The sequence below is a fragment of the Undibacterium sp. Ji42W genome (genome assembly GCF_049340405.1).
Classification (GTDB): domain Bacteria; phylum Pseudomonadota; class Gammaproteobacteria; order Burkholderiales; family Burkholderiaceae_D; genus Undibacterium.
This window is the reverse complement of sequence record NZ_JBMPOV010000003.1, coordinates 239,855-256,563: the sequence shown is the minus strand read 5'-3', so window position 1 is coordinate 256,563 and position 16,709 is coordinate 239,855. Positions and strand designations below refer to the sequence as shown.

Annotated in this window: 17 protein-coding genes; 9 read left to right on the top strand and 8 right to left on the bottom strand. The window is 52.1% G+C overall.

Going from position 1 to position 16,709, the window contains the following annotated elements; genetic code table 11:
• Positions 1-209: 209 nt before the first annotated feature.
• The 5 genes from ACO0LG_RS07395 (at position 210) to ACO0LG_RS07375 (ending at position 6,735) form a co-directional block, all read left to right on the top strand.
• Positions 210-1,892, top strand: coding sequence for a glycoside hydrolase 43 family protein (locus ACO0LG_RS07395; RefSeq protein ID WP_423024845.1), 1,683 nt, complete (start codon positions 210-212; stop codon positions 1,890-1,892).
• A gap of 251 nt (positions 1,893-2,143) precedes the next feature.
• Entirely contained in the window at positions 2,144-2,890 is a 747-nt protein-coding gene (locus ACO0LG_RS07390; RefSeq protein ID WP_423024843.1) for a response regulator, read from the top strand.
• Positions 2,887-4,431 carry a sensor histidine kinase N-terminal domain-containing protein gene (locus tag ACO0LG_RS07385; RefSeq protein ID WP_423024841.1) on the top strand — a complete coding sequence of 515 codons (1,545 nt, stop codon included), beginning with the start codon at positions 2,887-2,889 and terminating at the stop codon, positions 4,429-4,431. Before ACO0LG_RS07390 ends, ACO0LG_RS07385 begins: the two co-directional genes overlap by 4 nt.
• Positions 4,428-4,694, top strand: a complete 267-nt coding sequence (locus ACO0LG_RS07380; protein ID WP_423024839.1) for a DUF4212 domain-containing protein — start codon at positions 4,428-4,430, stop codon at positions 4,692-4,694. Before ACO0LG_RS07385 ends, ACO0LG_RS07380 begins: the two co-directional genes overlap by 4 nt.
• A 4-nt stretch (positions 4,695-4,698) precedes the next feature.
• On the top strand, positions 4,699-6,735 hold the full coding sequence (locus ACO0LG_RS07375; RefSeq protein ID WP_423024837.1) for a sodium:solute symporter family protein: 2,037 nt from the start codon (positions 4,699-4,701) through the stop codon (positions 6,733-6,735).
• 188 nt (positions 6,736-6,923) lie between these two features.
• Here ACO0LG_RS07375 and ACO0LG_RS07370 read toward each other — a convergent pair whose 3' ends face one another.
• The gene (locus ACO0LG_RS07370; protein WP_423024835.1) at positions 6,924-7,925 is read right to left on the bottom strand and encodes a GlxA family transcriptional regulator; all 1,002 of its coding nucleotides are present in this window, start codon (positions 7,923-7,925) and stop codon (positions 6,924-6,926) included.
• A gap of 97 nt (positions 7,926-8,022) precedes the next feature.
• Here ACO0LG_RS07370 and ACO0LG_RS07365 point away from each other — a divergent pair, with 97 nt between their 5' ends.
• A complete protein-coding gene (locus ACO0LG_RS07365; RefSeq protein ID WP_423024833.1) occupies positions 8,023-8,634 on the top strand; it encodes a LysE family translocator in 612 nt (203 codons plus the stop codon).
• Positions 8,635-8,699: 65 nt separating this feature from the next.
• On the opposite strand, the gene ACO0LG_RS07360 is transcribed toward ACO0LG_RS07365, so the two are convergent.
• Positions 8,700-9,842 (bottom strand): MBL fold metallo-hydrolase, encoded by a 1,143-nt coding sequence (locus ACO0LG_RS07360; RefSeq protein ID WP_423024831.1) that lies wholly within the window; start codon positions 9,840-9,842, stop codon positions 8,700-8,702.
• A gap of 189 nt (positions 9,843-10,031) precedes the next feature.
• Between ACO0LG_RS07360 and ACO0LG_RS07355 the strand changes: the two genes are divergently transcribed.
• Positions 10,032-10,643, top strand: a complete 612-nt coding sequence (locus ACO0LG_RS07355; protein WP_423024829.1) for a TetR/AcrR family transcriptional regulator — start codon at positions 10,032-10,034, stop codon at positions 10,641-10,643.
• Positions 10,644-10,994: 351 nt separating this feature from the next.
• Here the strand turns inward: ACO0LG_RS07355 and ACO0LG_RS07350 are convergent, their stop codons facing one another.
• Positions 10,995-11,561, bottom strand: a complete 567-nt coding sequence (locus tag ACO0LG_RS07350; RefSeq protein WP_423024827.1) for an SMI1/KNR4 family protein — start codon at positions 11,559-11,561, stop codon at positions 10,995-10,997.
• A gap of 129 nt (positions 11,562-11,690) precedes the next feature.
• The gene (locus ACO0LG_RS07345) at positions 11,691-12,197 is read right to left on the bottom strand and encodes a MarR family winged helix-turn-helix transcriptional regulator (RefSeq protein ID WP_423024825.1); all 507 of its coding nucleotides are present in this window, start codon (positions 12,195-12,197) and stop codon (positions 11,691-11,693) included.
• A gap of 187 nt (positions 12,198-12,384) precedes the next feature.
• On the opposite strand from ACO0LG_RS07345, the gene ACO0LG_RS07340 reads away from it, so the two are divergent.
• Positions 12,385-13,266 (top strand): EamA family transporter, encoded by an 882-nt coding sequence (locus ACO0LG_RS07340; RefSeq protein ID WP_423024823.1) that lies wholly within the window; start codon positions 12,385-12,387, stop codon positions 13,264-13,266.
• A gap of 36 nt (positions 13,267-13,302) precedes the next feature.
• Entirely contained in the window at positions 13,303-13,920 is a 618-nt protein-coding gene (locus ACO0LG_RS07335) for a nitroreductase family protein (RefSeq protein ID WP_423024821.1), read from the top strand.
• A gap of 15 nt (positions 13,921-13,935) precedes the next feature.
• On the opposite strand, the gene ACO0LG_RS07330 is transcribed toward ACO0LG_RS07335, so the two are convergent.
• The 4 genes from ACO0LG_RS07330 to ACO0LG_RS07315 are packed head-to-tail and all read right to left on the bottom strand — an operon-like array spanning position 13,936 to position 16,670.
• A complete protein-coding gene (locus ACO0LG_RS07330) occupies positions 13,936-14,646 on the bottom strand; it encodes an SDR family NAD(P)-dependent oxidoreductase (RefSeq protein ID WP_423024819.1) in 711 nt (236 codons plus the stop codon).
• Complete coding sequence (locus tag ACO0LG_RS07325) at positions 14,646-14,885, bottom strand: TIGR02450 family Trp-rich protein (RefSeq protein WP_423024817.1); 240 nt, start codon at positions 14,883-14,885, stop codon at positions 14,646-14,648. The genes ACO0LG_RS07330 and ACO0LG_RS07325 overlap by 1 nt, the downstream gene beginning before the upstream one ends.
• A gap of 52 nt (positions 14,886-14,937) precedes the next feature.
• Entirely contained in the window at positions 14,938-16,485 is a 1,548-nt protein-coding gene (locus ACO0LG_RS07320) for a cryptochrome/photolyase family protein (protein WP_423024815.1), read from the bottom strand.
• Positions 16,486-16,514: 29 nt separating this feature from the next.
• Positions 16,515-16,670, bottom strand: a complete 156-nt coding sequence (locus tag ACO0LG_RS07315; protein ID WP_423024813.1) for a DUF2256 domain-containing protein — start codon at positions 16,668-16,670, stop codon at positions 16,515-16,517.
• Positions 16,671-16,709 lie beyond the last annotated feature (39 nt).

The following is a 16,709-nucleotide window of genomic DNA, read 5'->3' as shown; positions in this document are numbered from 1 at the left end:
TGGCATGAGACCTTCATTTACAGATGTAATCGATAATGAATGATTACACGCGTAATCAATGAAGTCAATAAAAAATTGCATCCAGCTGGTTTGCGCAATCTGCTGATTTTTTCACTCATCTGCGAACCACACTTGCACAGCACAGCTTTGCACTGCATAATTGGTCTTACCAATTTTAAACTGGTCAACCAAAAAATACGAGGCAATACATGATGACAAAAATAACTACCCCATTGCCCAAACTGCTGGCTGCCTGTCTACTGCTACCCGTCTTGAATGCACCAGCACTTGCCCAACATGTTGCCCATACCGACCGGGCGCAATACCAGAACCCCATCATCCATGCCGATTATTCTGATCCCGATGTCATTCGTGTAGACAATCGTTACTACATGACTGCATCAAGCTTCAATAGCGCACCCGGCCTGCCTTTGCTGGAATCGGCAGACATGGTGCACTGGCAACTGGTTGGCCATGCCCTGCCCCAGCAATTGCCACTCGCTGATTTTGCCAGGCCGCAGCATGGCAAAGGCGTGTGGGCACCCTGCCTGCGTTATCACGGCCATCGTTTCTGGATTTTTTATCCCGATCCTGACCAGGGCATTTATGTGATGACGGCAGACAATTTCAGCGGCCCATGGACTACGCCCCACCTGCTGCTGGCAGGCAAGGGCATCATCGATCCCACGCCCTTGTGGGACGACGATGGTCAGGCTTATCTCTTGCATGCCTGGGCCAAAAGCCGCGCGGGCATCAACAACATGCTAAGCCTGCGCCGCATGAACAAGGAAGCAACACAGATACTCGATACCGAGGGCAAGGTCATCATTGATGGCAACAAGCTGCCTGGCTACAAGACACTGGAAGGCCCCAAGTTCTACAAACATCTTGGCTACTACTATGTATTCGCCCCCGCAGGAGGAGTGGAAGAAGGCTGGCAATCGGTATTCCGTTCGCGCCATATCGAGGGCCCGTATGAAGACAAGATCGTCATGGCACAAGGTAAGTCACCCACCAATGGCCCACACCAGGGTGCCTGGATACAGACACCTGAAGGCACTGACTGGTTTTACCATTTCCAGGACAAACGTGCCTACGGCCGCATCGTGCATCTGCAACCCATGCACTGGAAAGATGGCTGGCCTGTCATTGGTGACGATATCAACGATACCGGCACAGGCGAACCCGTGCTCAGGCATGCCATGCCGCTGGTAGGTCAATTTCCACAAGTGCAGCCTGCAACATCCGATGAATTCACGAACAGCAAGTTAGGCCTGCAATGGCAATGGAATGCCAACTGGAAACCAACATGGTATTCACTGACAGCCAGGCCACATCATTTGCGCCTTCTAACGCACACTGACACCAGCTATGCAGAACGCAACAACCTGTGGGACGTGCCGTCCTTGCTTTTGCAAAAACTACCCGCCGAACAATTCACGGTAGATACCAGACTGGATGTCAGCCATCTGCAAAGCGGCAGCAGCACTGGCCTCATCATGTATGGCTTTAACTATTCCTGGCTGGGTGTGCGCCAGCAAGGCAAGGAAAGACGGTTGCTCTTGACGACTTGCGACAAGACAGAAGCAAAATGCGCGGAAGTGATACGCGCCAGCCTGCCATTAAACAGCAGCACGGTATATTTGCGGATGGCGGTGCAGGCAGGTGGCAAGACGCAATTCTATTACAGCGCTGACAATCAAAAATTTAATGCGATTGGCGATGAGTTCACTGCGACGATGGGCCGCTGGGTTGGTGCACAGATGGGCTTATTCAGCGTGCGCGCTGGTGTTGCATCCGCAACCAGAAACGATTATGTCGATGTGGATTATTTCAGGGTGGTGATCAGCAAGCAATCACCATCATTAAAACACCCAGGCGGGGCGTCTTGACGCACCGGATTACGGATGTGATGTTGTCTACAACGGCTCCCCTGATGCCCCTCAACGACAATTCCTTGTCATCGCGCAAATATATCCCTGCGTAACTCCAGCAAAACCTGATATTGAGGTAAAGTTGATCCTGCACGCGGCGCAAATCTCAGCAGCGTGACAAAATAGAAAGAGATGTCGCCGTGCACAGGCCATTGCCATGTATGCTGACATCCGATAACAGAGACAAACCACCGTAAAACGAATTCATCATGCGTATTTTGCTAGCAGAAGACGACAGTGTCCTGGCCGACGGTCTGACCCGTTCGCTCAGGCAATCCGGCTATGCCACGGACTGTGTCAATGACGGGGAAGCCGCAGACACTGCGCTGACTACGCAGGACTTTGATTTGCTGATCCTTGACCTGGGCTTGCCCAAATTGAGCGGACTAGAAGTATTGCGCCGTTTGCGCGCGCGTAATTCACGTTTGCCGGTGCTGATCTTGACTGCAGCAGATTCGGTGGAGCAGAGGGTCAAGGGCCTGGACCTTGGGGCAGATGATTACATGGCCAAGCCCTTTGCCCTGTCTGAACTCGAAGCACGCGTGCGGGCACTGACGCGGCGTGGTGCAGGTGGCGGGCCAACGGTCATCAAGCATGGGCCGCTCACCTATGACCAGGTCGGGCGTATTGCCTATATCCATGAGCAGATGCTGGATTTATCAGCGCGTGAGCTGGGATTGCTGGAAGTGCTGTTGCAGCGCACCGGGAGGCTGGTCTCAAAGGAGCAACTGGTCGATCACTTGTGTGAATGGGGTGAAGAAGTCAGTAACAATGCCATAGAAGTCTATGTGCACCGCCTGCGTAAAAAAATAGAAGTAGATGGTGTGCGTATCGCTACGGTGCGTGGTCTTGGTTATTGCCTGGAAAAATTCTTTGTCCCTGCCACAACAACGGCCACAACAGCAGCCACGACAACTGCGACAGCTACTGCAACCGCCAGCACTGAACAAAAATGAGTCAACTGCCAGGCAAGGACGACAGCGACGCAGCAGCGCCTGACAGCCTGGCTGGCAAACAAGCTGAAGAAAAAACGCAACGTTCCCTGTTTGGCGAAATCCTTGACTGGATGCTGGCACCGCTCTTGCTGCTATGGCCGATGAGCATCGCCATCACCTACCTGGTGGCGAAATCCATCGCCAACCAGCCCTTTGACCGCGCGCTCGAAGACAATGTGCTGGTATTGTCGCAGCAAGTCAAAGAGATAGATGGCAAGGTCGTCACCCAGATGAGCAATCCGGCCAGGGATATTTTGCGGGCGGACGATCTCGATAATATCTACTACCAGATCAAGGTCAGCAAAGACCAGCTCATCGATGGAGACCGCGACCTGCCCATGCCCATGGATGAAGAAAGACCGGTGATAGGCTCGGTACAATTCAGGAACGCCGTCTTGCGCGGCATAGACATACGCATTGCCTACAGTTATATCGATCTCAACAAGAGAGGCAAACCCGGCTCTGGTAAAGATCAGCGCCAAGACCCACATCTGGCATTGGTGCAAGTTGCCGAAACCCTTGAAAAACGCGCCCTGCTTGCCAATGAGATCATCAAAGGCGTAATCCTGCCGCAATTCATTATCTTGCCGATTGCTCTGGCACTGGTCTGGTTTGCCCTGAGCCGTGGCCTGTCACCCCTCGCAGAACTGCAGCAGCGGATACGCGCGCGCAGGCCAGATGACCTCAGCCCCATCGATTCACGCCATGTACCGGAAGAAATCACGCCACTCGTCAAATCACTCAATGAAATGCTGGAGCGGCTGGCGCAAACCATCGCTATCCAGAAACGCTTTATCGCTGATGCAGCTCACCAGATGAAGACACCGTTGGCCGGTTTGCGCATGCAGTCAGAGCTGGCCTTGCGCCAGACTGACCAACAAGAGATACATCAGTCATTGACACAACTGGCGACCAGCTCGGAAGCAGCCACGCGCCTGGTCAACCAGTTGCTGACACTGGCACGCGCAGAAAATCTGGCCCCGGCCAACCAGCCACGCGAACAGATAGACTTGAACATTCTCGCCCGTAATGTGGTGCAAGACTGGATACAGGCTTCTTTTGCAAAAAAAATAGACCTGGGTTTTGAGCAGGATAAGAATGCGGTGCTGATCTTTGGCAGCCCGCTGATGTTGCGTGAAATGCTCAGCAACCTGATTGACAATGCCTTGCGCTATACCCCGCAAGGTCATAGTGTGACAGTACGTGTGCGCACCGACCATGAACAGGCACTGGCGGTACTGGAGGTCGAAGACAATGGCCGTGGCATACCAGTTGAAGAACGCGGGCATGTGTTCGAGCGTTTTTACCGCATCCTCGGCAGCAATGTGCAAGGCAGCGGCCTGGGCCTGGCTATCGTGCGCGAGATCGCCAGTCAACATGAGGCCAGGATAGAAATACTCGATAATCCGCAACCACAAGACCCGCTCTACCCCGGCTGCGTATTCCGCATCTCTTTCCAGTTGAACCCGTATGATGAACTTGCCATGGAGGGCTTGTCATGAGCGCAGCACCTGAGCTGGCTGGCAGTGTCAGCAAACAATACTGGCGGTATACCCGGCGCCTGACAGTTGCCCTGCTGGCTTGCTGGGCAGTGCTATGTTTTTGTGTGCTGTACTTTGCGCGTGAATTATCAAACCTGGTGTTCTTTGGCTGGCCATTTTCTTTCTACATGGCAGCACAAGGCCTGACGCTGAGCTTTGTGCTGATACTGGCTATCTATTCACTCAGCATGGGCTGGATAGGCCGCAGGAAAACAGAAAGCTGAACACATGGCACAAAAGACCTTTACACAAAGACTGACGGTGTATTACCTGTGGTACACCCTGTTGTTTTTTATCTTCCTGATCAGCCTGGCGATCCTGGAGAAAGAGGGAGTGCCGCGTGCATGGATAGGCTATCTATTCATGTTTGCCACCATCGTACTGTATGCAGGCATAGGCGTGGTCAGCCGCACGTCTGACATCAGCGAATATTATGTCGCAGGACGGCGCGTGCCTGCTGTCTTCAATGGCATGGCCACAGCGGCAGACTGGATGTCTGCTGCCAGTTTTTTAAGTCTGGCGGGAGGCCTGTATTTGCAGGGCTTTGATGGCCTTGCCTACATCATAGGCTGGACGGGTGGCTTTTGCCTGGTGGCCATGCTGATCGCACCTTACCTGCGCAAGTTTGGTCAATACACGATTCCCGATTTTCTCGGCACCCGCTTTGCCGGTAGCCCGGAGAATAATATGGTCAGGATACTGGCCGTCATTGCTACTGTATTTATTTCCTTCATCTATGTGGTCGCACAGATTTATGGCGTGGGCCTGATCACTTCACGTTTCACAGGCGTGGATTTTTCTGTCGGTATCTTCCTTGGCCTGGCCAGCATACTGGTCTGTTCTTTCCTCGGAGGCATGCGTGCTGTTACGTGGACCCAGGTAGCGCAATACATCATTATCATCATCGCTTTCCTGATCCCGGTAGCCTGGCTGTCAGTCAAACATACCCACAACCCGGTCGCCCCGCTGTCTTATGGGGCCGTGTTGCCTGAGCTGGCCAACAAGGAAAAAATCTTTGAGTCAGATCCCCGGGAAAAAGAAGTCAGGGCCATCTACCGCCAGCGTGCCGACGAGCTGCAAAAGAAAATACAGCAATTGCCGCAATCGTGGGAAGACGGCCGTTTTGAATTGCAGCAAAAACTCGAAGAATTAAAATCAGGCAATGCCTCGCTACTGGATATCAAGGCAGCAGGCAGGGTGTTGACAAATTACCCCAAGTCACCGCAAGAGGCACAAAGCCGCTGGACTGAGGTACGCAATAATTACCTCGCCAAGGCGCAGCCTGGTTTTTCCAAATACACGCCTTATGCGGCAAAGGACAAGAAAGAGTCTGACAGCAAGCGCAATAATTTCATGGCACTGGTGTTATGTCTGATGATGGGTACTGCCGCCCTGCCGCATGTGCTGGTACGCTACTACACCACACCCACGGTCAAGGAGAGCCGTGACTCGGTGTTCTGGTCGCTGTTCTTTATCATGCTGCTGTACATCACGATACCGGCGCTGGCGATACTGGTCAAATACGATATCTACACTTCCCTGGTCGGCACAGAATTCTCCAAGCTGCCCGCCTGGGTCACTTACTGGGCCAACATAGACCGTAACAACCCGCTGGTGAATATCACCGACATCAACCATGACGGCATAGTCCAGCTCGCCGAGATTGTGCTCGATGGCGACATCGTGGTGCTTGCCACGCCAGAGATTGCCGGCCTGCCCTACGTGGTCTCTGCGCTGGTGGCAGCCGGTGGGCTCGCGGCAGCGCTCTCTACCGCAGATGGCTTGCTGTTGACGATATCGAATTCTTTGTCGCACGACATTTACTACAAGATCATAGACCCGCAAGCCTCAACACAAAAAAGGGTGACAATATCCAAGCTGCTGTTACTGGTGGTGGCACTGGTGGCAGCCTATGTGGCTTCACTCAAGCCTGCCGATATTCTGTCACTGGTAGGTGCGGCATTTTCAGTGGCTGCATCGGCACTATTCCCCTGTCTTGTACTAGGCATCTTCTGGAAACGTGCCAACCGCCAGGGTGCCATCTGCGGCATGATCGCCGGCTTTGTCGTGTGCGTGTTTTATATGCTGTATACCCACCCTATATTTGGTGGCAGCCCGGCGAATCAGTGGTTCAGCATCGCACCTATATCGGCAGGTGTATTCGGTGTCCCGGCTGGTTTCATCACCATGATGGCAGTGAGTTTTTTCACGCCCAGGCCAGATCAGAAGACGCTGGATCTCGTGGATTTTATACGGCAACCTTGAGAGCGGAACATGTCTGGCAATAATTAAAAGCGAAAATGTAGGGCGCGTTGTAACGCGCCGTATGTAAGCGGCGCGCACGGCACAAATTATTTTCTCAGTATGCAATGATCTCATGCGGCGCATTACGATGCGCCCTACGTCACGGTATTTCTGCACTCATGTTTGTTGATCAAAGTACAGATGTGCAGCTATAAGTCTGACGGCATGCCCGGCAATGCTTTTCGAAATAGCGCAGGCGACATACCAAAACGCTTGCGGAATATTTTCCCCAGATAACTGACATCGGCTATGCCTGCCTCATCTGCAATAACGGCAAGACTATGCCCAGAATTGAGTAAGCGCCATTGCACATGTTGCAAGCGCAGTTCATTCCAATAATTCTTTGCCGTCATGCCATGCTCAGACAGAAACTGACGGTCTAGCTGTCGCCTGCTGATGCCGACCATACCCGCAAGTTCATCGGTGGTCTTGCTGGCACTGAGCAAGTTATGCATCAGGGCAATGGCGCGCCCGGTATGACGACTTGTCGCTGCTTCCGTATCGAGTGAGCGTAGTTGATGGCTGCTGCTGCGTGCCTCATCGACCAGCATGTCGGCCAGGCCCTTCAGCGCACGGCTGCGGCCACAGGCACGCGCCAGCATTTCTATCGCCAGGTCTATCGCTGCCATGCCACCGGCGCAAGAAATGCGGCCACCATCAAAGCAATACATCTGCCCGCTCACGACTTCTATACGCGGGAATGAGAAACGGAATTCAGCTTCATGCCGCCAGTGCAAGGCAACTTTATGGCCATTCAGCAAGCCACAGGCGGCCAGCAGGAAGCAAGCATTATCTATACAGACCAGCTGCACTCCATGCCCTGCTGCTTTACGCAGGATGTTTTTGTAGCGGGGTGCCAGCGATTGCGTTGCCTGTGCGTTCCTGCCACCAAAAACTACCAAGTAATCAAAGTCTGCACAATGAATTTCTGCCGGTGTGGCCTGGACTTGTATGTCGATGCCGCTGCTGGATTTGATACTGCCAGCTTCCAGGCCGAGGATTTGCCAGGTGCAGTACCGCTGGCGGCTGTAGTCTGCCTCATCTGCAGTAAAGCGCAGCTTGTCCAAAAATCCCCCAAACGGCAGCATCGCAAATTCTGGCAAAGGCATGATCAGTATGCGTATGTCTGCCACGGTCGTTTCAGTGAGCATATCTTAAATGTCTATAATTTACCTTACTAAGTCTAGATAATACCATTCATAAAGCATGATCCTGTTTACACTGATTGCATAGAAAACGGGAGAAAACATGGCATTGAACACCTGGATTATTTACGCGATTGCAGTATTGGGCTTATCGATTACACCGGGACCAAATGGCTTGCTCGCGATGACACATGGCGCGATGTATGGGGCAAGACAAGCGGTCTGGACCATCACAGGTGGCGTGGCGGGTTTTACCTGTTTGATAGCCTTGTCGATGTTTGGCCTGGGTGCCTTGTTGCAGGCTTCCTCACATGCATTGCTTGTATTGAAGATAGGCGGCGGACTTTACCTGGTTTGGTTGGGCGTACAGTTATGGCGCGCACCTGCGCTGAGCCTTGCACTCGCGGGTAGCGCTGGTACAGCATCTGGGTTCAGTCTGTTCCGCACCGGCTTACTAACTGCCATTGCCAACCCCAAAGTACTCTTGTTCTATGGCGCTTTCTTGCCGCAGTTTATTGACATGCAGCGGCCACTGCTAACGCAATTTTTGATCATGACGGTAACATTTGCAGGCATGGAATTTGTGGTCGAATGCGTGCTGGCCAGACTCGCTCACCAGATACGCCCCTGGCTGGAACGTGGCGAGAAACGCTTTAACCGCGCGTGTGGGACGCTGTTTGTGCTGGTAGGTGCGGCTTTACCGATCATAAAGTAAGGCCAGGTTCTCAACTGCAGAAGCACTACTCAAAAACCTGGTCATGCCGCGCTCATGTAGCCAACTCAATCAGCCAGCACAGACTGCAAAGACACCGGTTTGCTGGCCTGCGCCATGGGGAACAACCACCAGCGCATGCCGGTTTGTGGCTCAGCGATATCGACTTCTTCACCCATCTGCGGTGTGCTGATACGCACATTATGCTGCTTGGCCAGCGCGACAATCCGCTCAAACGGCTCAAACCAGCTATGCAGTGATAAATCAAAGGTGCCGTTATGGATAGGCAACATGGTTTTGCCGCGCAAATCAATATGGGCCTGCAGCGATTGCTCTGGCTGCATGTGAACATCAGGCCACATCTTGTTATAGGCACCGGTTTCTATCATGGTCAGGTCAAACGGCCCGTATTTGTCGCCGATCTCTTTAAAGCCTTTGAAGTAACCAGTGTCACCACTAAAAAATATTTTCAGTTCAGGCGTGAGTATGCTCCATGATGCCCACAAGGTCTGGTCACGGTCATGCAAACCACGGCCAGAAAAATGCTGGGCAGGTGTCGCAACAAACTGCGTGCCATTGATCCAGGTGCTTTGCCACCAGCCCAATTGCTGGATTTTGTCGGCAGCTATACCCCATTTGATGAGTCGGTCACCCACACCTGTCGGTGTCAGGATATGCTCAGTTTTTTTTGCCAGTTGCAGGATAGCGGCGTAATCAAGGTGATCATAATGATCATGCGACAGGATGATGCCCTTGATGGGTGGCAGGTCAGCAATGCTGATCGGTGGCTGGTGAAAACGTTTAGGCCCCATCCACTGGAAGGGCGAAGCACGTTCAGAAAACACCGGGTCGGTCAGCCAGAATTCGCCTTGCAACTTCATCAGCATGGTTGAATGTCCGAGGCGGTAGAGGCTATTGTCTGGCGCGGCCATCAACTGTTCCCTGGTCAATTCAAACACGGGGATACTGCCACCTGGTACCGTATCCTTGGGTTTGTCGAAGAAGAACTTCCACATGATTTTCAAATTCCCCAAGAGACCGGGTTCGCGCATCTCCTTGTCATTGACAAAACCACCCGATGAAACTGGTGCTTGTGCATCTGCCTGCGCGGCAGGTACAACTACCGGCACCACAGTAGATATAACTACAGGCACATTCTGGGCATTACTGGGGTAAGAAACATAGGCCATGGTGATCAACACTCCTGTCATGAAGAGACTGAATACAAACCGCGAAAGTCGGGGCATAATTTATAAAATGCTGACGAAGCTTAACTACTGCATCGAATTATTACACTACACAGTGTAGTTTCTAAATCTGAAAAAGTAAACTACTTAGTGTAAAATTCTTTATCGCAGCCAGACAGGCTCAACCAGCACACCAGATAATAAAATTACAAAATGTCAGAACCCGTACGCCAGACCGACCGCAAGCGCGAAGCCATATTGCAGGCAGCCATCCATGAATTTCGCCTCAATGGTTTCGATGCAACCAGCATGGACAAGATCGCCGCCACGGCCATCGTCTCCAAACGCACGGTGTACAACCACTTCCCCAGTAAAGACGATTTGTTCGCCGCAATATTGTTAAAATTGTGGCAAAGCGCTGTTTCTCAGGATGATTTTCGTTACCAGGCCGATAAAAACCTGCGCGAACAACTGGAAACTTTCCTTGGCAACAAGATGCGCCTGATGAGCGACACCAATTTCATCGACCTCGTCCGCGTCGCCGTCGCCGCCACCATCCACACCCCAGACCGCGCCCGCGACATGGTCGAACGCATGAGCAAACGTGAAGAAGGCATCGTCGCCTGGATCAGGGCGGCGCAGGCCGATGGCAAGCTGAAAGCTGGCGATCCCTATTTCATGGGCGACATGCTGCAAGGTCAACTGAAGTCCCTGGCCTTCTGGCCGCAGGTGGCGATGGGACAGCCCATGCTGGAAGAGCCGCAGCAGAATGTATTGATAGAACTGACGGCGGGGATGTTTTTGGGGTATTACGGCTTGGCTTGATGCAAGGAACAACCGCCTGTTCAGAAACGTAGGCCCGATTAGCTGTGCGTGATCGGGCGCATGTAAATCGCTACTGACAATTTAATAAAACATAAATACATCACATCAAGCTAAGACAAATTCATTTTTTTTGGGGCTAGCGTGTAGCGATCTGAAGTACTTATCTGACTTTACATTCTTATTTTGATGCACAACATGCGTACAATTACGCGTCGCTAATCGCACCTGCTGGCTGAACTTGAATATCCAATCAAAAGCGCAACGCGCTTGCCATTATTTTTATTTACACGGGCTTCGAACTGCTTTAGTCAGCAATAGTACAAGTGCGTATGCGGTTACTCGTCAACACATTTATTCCATTGAATCAAAGTCCGGCGGCCAATATTCTCTTGTTGGTGGGCGTACTGAAAAGCGAGTACCTAAGCGGGTCTCATATTGATTTAGAATGAATGCATGGGCAATCAGGCGAGCAAGGAATTGCTCCAGAAAATCAGCAACACTGTCGGCAACAGGTGTTATGGCAGGTTCATCACCAGGAATATAATAGAGCTTGCAGCCATCTTCATTTTGGCGAAAACAAAGAAAGTCCGTACCATTGTATTGAAATATTGGCACAAGTGATTTACCCTCTTCTCCTAGGCAAGCAGATTCAAGAGATATTTGCAGTTCTTCCGCATAGTTTTCAATCAAATCCAGCTCAAGCCATACCCAACCACCAAAAATCCCGTCCTCTTGGCTACATCCATCTGCCAATCCATAAAGTTCGCGTATGGAATCAGGCAATTGTATTTGTGTTTCTTGTTCAAACTTCTCAATCTTTTCTGCGCTTGCTGCACTGTTCAATCGCCCTGGCAGGTCAGGGTGAAGTAGTACAAGCGCCAGTTTAACCGCTGCAAAAGTCTGTTCTAATTTTCTCATTATGTATGTTGTTAGCTCAAGAGTTCAGGTAATCATGCGGATAATTTGACTACTATTTTAAAGGGACTCTAACAACCTGTCCTACTGAATTCCAGAAATGATTTTGAGATCAGGAACACGTCATTTTTTTCATTCTGCATTCTCCAACACTGCCAACATCGCCCGCAACCCCTCATTCAAACGCTTCAACTCCGCAGCACTCAATCCAGCCATGATGCGCCGCTCATTTTCTACGTGAGCAACCAACGTACGATCTACCAGGTCTTTGCCGGTATCTGTCAATTGCACCAGCATGCTGCGGGCGTCGTCGGGATTTTGCAGGCGCAGTATCCAGCCGCTGGCTTCGAGTTTTTGCAGTCTGTGGGTCATGGTGCCGGAGGTGACCATGAGTTTGGAGAACAGGTCGGTTGGGCTCATGCAGAAAGTGGCGCTGGAGCGCCTGAGCGTGGCCAGCATATCGAATTCCCATGAGCTCATCCCGAAGTTGCTAAAGGTGGCTTCCAATTCACGCCCCAGCAGGTCGCTGCAACGGCGCAGGCGGCCTATGTTTTCCATGGGGCTGCAATCAAGGTCTGGCCTGGCGTTGCGCCACTGTTCCATGATTTTATCGACTGCATCCATCGTCTTTTCCCCCATCTTGCTCACTCCCTGATTATTTATTTTTTCCAAGCTTCTATTATAGGCGCTGCCCCTGACGCTTCAGGCATTTGGTCACTAAGGCTTCTTGTTCACTCCTTGAAAGACCACACAAGACATAGGGTATTTATCTTGATATCAAGATAGTTTGTGATACCATTATTTATCTTGAACTCAAGACATTATCATGAAAACTGCACAGATGCCTTCCCGACTTCACTTCTGGCTCGATACCTTGCTGACTGCACTCGCACCTGCCATCTGGGGTTCGACTTATATCGTCACTACGCAATTCCTGCCGCCAGACCGGCCATTTACTGCCGCCCTGCTGCGTTGCCTGCCCAGCGGGATTTTACTGGTGCTGTTTTGCAAGCGCCTGCCCTTGTCGCGTGAATGGGGACGTTTGCTGGTGCTGGCTGCACTGAATATCGGTTTCTTCCAAGCGCTGCTGTTCATTGCGGCTTATCGCCTGCCTGGTGGCATGGCCGCCGTGATTGGTTCCATACAACCCTTGCTGATCATGGCGATGGCGTGGTTGCTGGACAAGCGCAGACCAGCGGTAGTGGCAATCACAGCCAGCATCTTTGCGGTAGTGGGCATGGCGGCTTTGCTGTTGTCGGCTACCGCTGTCATGGATACAGTGGGTCTAGCTGCCGCTGCTGCTGGGGCGATCTGCATGGCGGGCGGCACGTATCTGTCGCGGCGCTGGCAAAGCAGTTTGCCGGTATTGGCTTTCACTGGCTGGCAACTCTTGCTCGGAGGTTTGATCCTGCTGCCTTTAAGCCTGCTGGTGGATGCGCCGCTGCCTGCACTGAACCTGACGCAGATACTGGCTTATGCCTACTTGTCCATCGTCGGTGCCTTGCTGGCGTATAGCCTGTGGTTCCGCGGCATAGAGCGCTTGTCCCCGGTTGCCGTGTCTTCGCTCGGTTTATTAAGTCCTATCACCGCAGTCATCCTTGGCTGGATAGTGCTGGACCAAAGCATGCGGGGGATATCACTGGCGGGTTTATTGATTGTCCTGGTCAGTGTCATCGTGGTGCAGAAAAGCATGCGTAGCCAGACCTGAATTTTTATCACTCTCATCGCTATCAAGGAAAATAAAATGCACGCATCTATACAAGAAATTATTGAATCCCGCGTCTCTGCGAATAACTATGACAGCAGCCGCAAACTCGACCCTGTCGAGATCAGCGAATTGGTGCGGTTGGCGACGCTGGCACCCTCTGCTTATAACTTCCAGAACTGGAAATTCCTGGCGGTGGTCAGCGATGAGGCCAAGCAACGTTTGCAGGCGACCGCTTTTAATCAACAAAAGGTCCGCGATGCCGCAGTGACTTTCATCATCTGCGGCACCTTGAATGCCCACGCCCAGCTCGAACCCGCTTTGCGCCCTGCTGTTGCTGCCGGGATCATTGACGACAAGATGCTGACAACATGGGTAGGTATGGCTGAGCAAAGCCACACCAATAATGCGGTGCTGCAAAGGGATGAAGCCCTGCGCTCAGCATCGCTGGCGGCAATGACCTTGATGCTGGCAGCGCAAGGCATGGGGCTGGCGTCTTGCGCGCTGAGTGGTTTTGATACAGACGCGGTGTCGCGAGAGTTTGACCTGCATGCCACGGAAATCCCGGTCATGCTGATCACGGTAGGTTATGCTGCCGCAGGCAACTGGCCGCAAAAACCACGTAAGCCGGTGCATGAAGTGATGCAACTGGTTTGAGAACCTGTTGAGAATTTACCAGGGCAGCGTCTCACCGGCATAGGTATAAAACTCGCCCGATTGTGCCGACTGCATGCTGTTGATCACCGCCAGCATTTCACTGGCAGCCTGCGCTACCGGGCGGCCTATGCTGGCACCGCGAAAAGGTTGCGACAAGGCGGTGTTGACCGTGCCGGGGTGCAAGGCAAATAACACTGCATCAGGATGGGTGCGTTTGAGTTCTATGGCGGCGGTCTTGATCATCATGTTCAGCGCCGCCTTGGATGCGCGATAGCTATACCAGCCGCCAAGATGGTTATCTTCTATGCTGCCAACCTTGGCAGATAACATGGCCATGACGCCACGTTGTTTATGGAGCAGAGGTGCGAAATGACGCAGGAGCATGGCTGGACCAAAGGTATTGACGAGGAAGGTCGCCTGCATTTGCGCATAGTGCAAATCGGCCAGTTTTTTCTCAGGCATGAAATCGCCAGTGTGCAGCAGGCCCGTGGCATTGATGATGAGATGAAAAGGGCCACGCTGTTTCATCACGCTAGCTGCTTCAGCAATGCTGTCTTCGCTAGCAAAGTCCAGTACTGGCTGGCTTTGGCGATGCAGGCATTCAACAACGCCGCACTGATCTTGCATACGCAATAGTTCTACAAATGCTGCGCCCATGCCGCCTGATGCGCCGATGACAAGCGCCCTGAAATCCTGCGGGAAAGAACTTAGTAACATATCTGGCATCACAGCCATCCTTGCTTCCATAATGCTGTGTCAGCCAACTCCCGCCAGGCAATCTTGCGCTTGGCCTTGGTGTAGACGGCTTCAAGCTCAACAAATTCTACCCGGGCATTAATGACGACCTGCCCTTCTTGTTGCTCAGGCATATACACTTTACTGACCAGAAAATGCTTTTGTTTGGCAACGACTTCTACCGCAGTCCACTTGGAGAGCATGAGCTTGTTTGGCTGTATGGGATTCATTTCTTTCTTTCAAATACTGAGGACTACATAGCACGTACTACGTTTAATGCTCTTACAAATCATCCAAGCTTGCCCGTATTTGCGTTGCCCTGTCGCGCAGCCCCTGCAAGACATCTTTATCCATTTTTCTGAGTTGCGGGTACACCATGCCTATGCGTGGGTTGCTGGATAACTTGTCTTCGTTGCGCGCAAAAAAATCCCAGTACAAAGCATTGTAGGGGCAGGCTTGCTCACCCGTACGTTGCTTTTTATCGTAATGGCAGCCCTTGCAATAATCACTCATCTTGTCGATATAGGCTGCGGCGGACACATAGGGTTTGGTCGCCAGCATACCACCGTCAGCAAACTGGCTCATGCCCAGGGTATTGGGCAGCTCTACCCATTCAAACGCATCAATATAGATACCCAGGTACCAGCGATGAACTTGCTGTGGCTGCAAGCCGGCCAGCAAGGCAAAATTGCCGATGACCATCAGGCGTTGTATGTGATGGGCGTGGGCATGCTCCAGTGACTGCGTGATAGCACTGGAGAGGCAGCGCATTTTTGTTTTGCCAGTCCAGAACCATGCAGGCAATTCTGCATCATGGGCAAAGAAATTATGGTTTTCATAACCGGGCATTTGCGCCCAATAGATGCCGCGTACATATTCTCGCCAGCCCAGTATCTGCCGTATATAACCCTCTACCGCAGGCAAGGCGGCATGGCCAGCCCAAAGCGCAGCCTCAACCTTGCTGACTACTTCTTGCGGTTGCAGCATTTTGACATTCAGGGCAAAAGAAATCAGTGAGTGAAACAAGCGCCATGACTTGCTGCTCATGGCATCCTGGAATTCACCAAAATGCGGCAAGGCATGCTGGATAAATGCATTGAGTTGCGCCAGTGCTTCTGCGCGGTTCAGTGGCCAGGCGACGTTGTTTGCGTTTGCGTCGCCAAAGCTATGGATGCCTGCCTGCTGTATGGTTTCCCACAGAGCTGAATGATCATGCCGTGGCCGAAAGTCCGCAGGTTCCCAGGGTATGCCTGGCCAGGCTTTGCGATTGTCGTGGTCATAATTCCACTGGCCGCCGACTGGTTTGTTGGCTTCTTCCAGCAAGACCTGGTGCTTGACGCGCATGTGGCGATAGAAATTTTCCATCAACCATTTCTTGCGACCTTCAAACAGGATGGCCGCTTCATCACGGCGGGTAAAAAAATGTTCGCTACTGCACATGCGGCAATTGATTTTGCTGGCATCGCTGTAGGCTGCGAGTTGCGCATCGAGCCTGAATTCGTCAGGTTCCTGGTATTCAAACTGGCTGCACTGATAATGTGCCAGCAGCCAGTCGAGATTAGCTGTCAGGGATTGTGTATTGTCTGCGTCATTGATCGCCAGATAATGCAGCCTGTGTCCGGCGGTCTGGAGTTGCCCAGCCAACTCGCGCATGGCGGCAAAGATGGCGATAATTTTTTGGGCATGATGGAGAACGTAATCCGTCTCTTGCCGGATTTCCATCATGACGTAGACGACATCATCAGCACGCTGATTAAACCAGCTGTGCTCAGGATTGAGTTGATCGCCCAGAATAAGGCGCAGCGTCGTTGCGGGTCTGGCAGATGACATGGCGTGTTCCAGTGCTGTTTTAGCCTTTATTACTGCGCGCTCTTGTCTTGACTATTATTGCGGCAACGCTGAGAGCAATACTTGACCTCGTCCCAGACTTTTTCCCACTTCTTGCGCCAGTTGAAGGGCAAGCCACAAGTCTGGCAAAGTTTACTGGGCAAGTCTGATTTTTTTCGCATTTTCATCTGGATAACTCCATCGCGAAGATGCCCGCTAAATGCAAA

What these genes read in the sequence shown, in the direction of transcription:
- ACO0LG_RS07345 (WP_423024825.1), bottom strand. Translation starts at nt 12,197, where the DNA reads ATGGGGGAAAAGACGATGGATGCAGTCGATAAAATCATGGAACAGTGG.
- ACO0LG_RS07390 (WP_423024843.1), top strand. Translation starts at nt 2,144, where the DNA reads ATGCGTATTTTGCTAGCAGAAGACGACAGTGTCCTGGCCGACGGTCTG.
- ACO0LG_RS07355 (WP_423024829.1), top strand. Translation starts at nt 10,032, where the DNA reads ATGTCAGAACCCGTACGCCAGACCGACCGCAAGCGCGAAGCCATATTG.
- ACO0LG_RS07385 (WP_423024841.1), top strand. Translation starts at nt 2,887, where the DNA reads ATGAGTCAACTGCCAGGCAAGGACGACAGCGACGCAGCAGCGCCTGAC.
- ACO0LG_RS07370 (WP_423024835.1), bottom strand. Translation starts at nt 7,925, where the DNA reads ATGCTCACTGAAACGACCGTGGCAGACATACGCATACTGATCATGCCT.
- ACO0LG_RS07335 (WP_423024821.1), top strand. Translation starts at nt 13,303, where the DNA reads ATGCACGCATCTATACAAGAAATTATTGAATCCCGCGTCTCTGCGAAT.
- ACO0LG_RS07340 (WP_423024823.1), top strand. Translation starts at nt 12,385, where the DNA reads ATGAAAACTGCACAGATGCCTTCCCGACTTCACTTCTGGCTCGATACC.
- ACO0LG_RS07330 (WP_423024819.1), bottom strand. Translation starts at nt 14,646, where the DNA reads ATGCCAGATATGTTACTAAGTTCTTTCCCGCAGGATTTCAGGGCGCTT.
- ACO0LG_RS07395 (WP_423024845.1), top strand. Translation starts at nt 210, where the DNA reads ATGATGACAAAAATAACTACCCCATTGCCCAAACTGCTGGCTGCCTGT.
- ACO0LG_RS07380 (WP_423024839.1), top strand. Translation starts at nt 4,428, where the DNA reads ATGAGCGCAGCACCTGAGCTGGCTGGCAGTGTCAGCAAACAATACTGG.
- ACO0LG_RS07360 (WP_423024831.1), bottom strand. Translation starts at nt 9,842, where the DNA reads ATGACAGGAGTGTTGATCACCATGGCCTATGTTTCTTACCCCAGTAAT.
- ACO0LG_RS07365 (WP_423024833.1), top strand. Translation starts at nt 8,023, where the DNA reads ATGGCATTGAACACCTGGATTATTTACGCGATTGCAGTATTGGGCTTA.
- ACO0LG_RS07375 (WP_423024837.1), top strand. Translation starts at nt 4,699, where the DNA reads ATGGCACAAAAGACCTTTACACAAAGACTGACGGTGTATTACCTGTGG.
- ACO0LG_RS07320 (WP_423024815.1), bottom strand. Translation starts at nt 16,485, where the DNA reads ATGTCATCTGCCAGACCCGCAACGACGCTGCGCCTTATTCTGGGCGAT.
- ACO0LG_RS07315 (WP_423024813.1), bottom strand. Translation starts at nt 16,670, where the DNA reads ATGAAAATGCGAAAAAAATCAGACTTGCCCAGTAAACTTTGCCAGACT.
- ACO0LG_RS07325 (WP_423024817.1), bottom strand. Translation starts at nt 14,885, where the DNA reads ATGAATCCCATACAGCCAAACAAGCTCATGCTCTCCAAGTGGACTGCG.
- ACO0LG_RS07350 (WP_423024827.1), bottom strand. Translation starts at nt 11,561, where the DNA reads ATGAGAAAATTAGAACAGACTTTTGCAGCGGTTAAACTGGCGCTTGTA.